Raw genomic sequence first — 1078 nt, 5'->3', positions numbered from 1 at the left:
ATAATGAACTATGCATAAAAACAACAAGAATAGGGAAAGCGAAAAATTTACCAAGGGCGTAAAAGTGCGACTTTAATAGTATAGTCGATAACGGAGCCGCCGAAGCCGCCCGTAAAGCCGTCTGTGTAAAGATCCTCCCTAGGGTAGATTTTGAAGAAGCATTTATCTTTGACAGTTTTGTAGTTGAGGACTGATATTTCGGTATTATGAGGCACGGTTGCGGGGGTCTGGGAGTCTTTAAAGTAGATCATGAAATGAGTTTCTGTAGAGCCCGGAATAGCCTTCTGGTCAAAAACGACGATGGAAGCCAGCCATAGGGGTGGAATTTCGACATAGAACCAGTCCGAGTCGCTTACCGTAAGACCGTTATAGGCGCGGAAGAAAGGCAGATTGGCGTAGAGGGTAATGTCGTTTAAATGGGTGGCGCGTTCCTGGTAATCGTTAGGCTCGTGCAAATCGCGCACTGTAAGGGAGCTTACCCCCAGAGCCGGATCGGAAGGAGGGAAAGTTTTTTTCCCGCGCCGTTTTGACAGGCGGTAAAGGAACATGGAGTCGTCCGGAAGATCCGCGTCAATGAAGTAAGTGCTTGTACCGCTGTAAATAGTACTGAAGGAAAGCTCGGTGAGGTTTTCCGAGCGTTCAAGAATATATTCGTCCGCGGCGTCGTCTTTTTTCCATGATACGCGTATGGAATAGGAATCAAGGAAAGAAGAGACCGAAGGCGTTTCCATGAAAGGGTCGTTTGGGGTGCGGTCAAGGACGTCAAACATGCCGTCCAGACACGAAGAGAGGGACAAAGCCACCGCCAGGCTTATGACGAATTTTCCTTCGTCTCAAACGAACAGCCGGAAAACCCCGACGCCCTTTTCTTCAAATATTACTCCCTTTTCCTTGTTAACAGGGGCGATCAAAGCCAATACCGCGCCATTAAAAACTCCTTCCTCCAGCTTCAAAAACGCGGCTACTCAAGGGCGGAAATTCAGGAAGTACTCGACTTCATCTCCAACGAGGAAATTACTCCCGCTAAAAAGGACGTCCAATAATTATGAAACCTTTAAAAATTTTGCCGTTGTTATTC

Annotated in this window: 1 protein-coding gene; it reads right to left on the bottom strand. The window is 47.2% G+C overall.

Going from position 1 to position 1078, the window contains the following annotated elements; genetic code table 11:
• Window positions 1-47 precede the first annotated feature (47 nt).
• Window positions 48-797: a hypothetical protein gene (locus ACYVTD_RS13655; RefSeq protein ID WP_461248279.1), complete on the bottom strand. Its 750-nt coding sequence runs from the start codon at window positions 795-797 to the stop codon at window positions 48-50.
• Window positions 798-1078 lie beyond the last annotated feature (281 nt).

This window comes from Treponema sp. R6D11, assembly GCF_054786075.1.
Note: the sequence above shows the minus strand (reverse complement) of the source record. Positions and strands in the feature narration are given on the sequence as shown.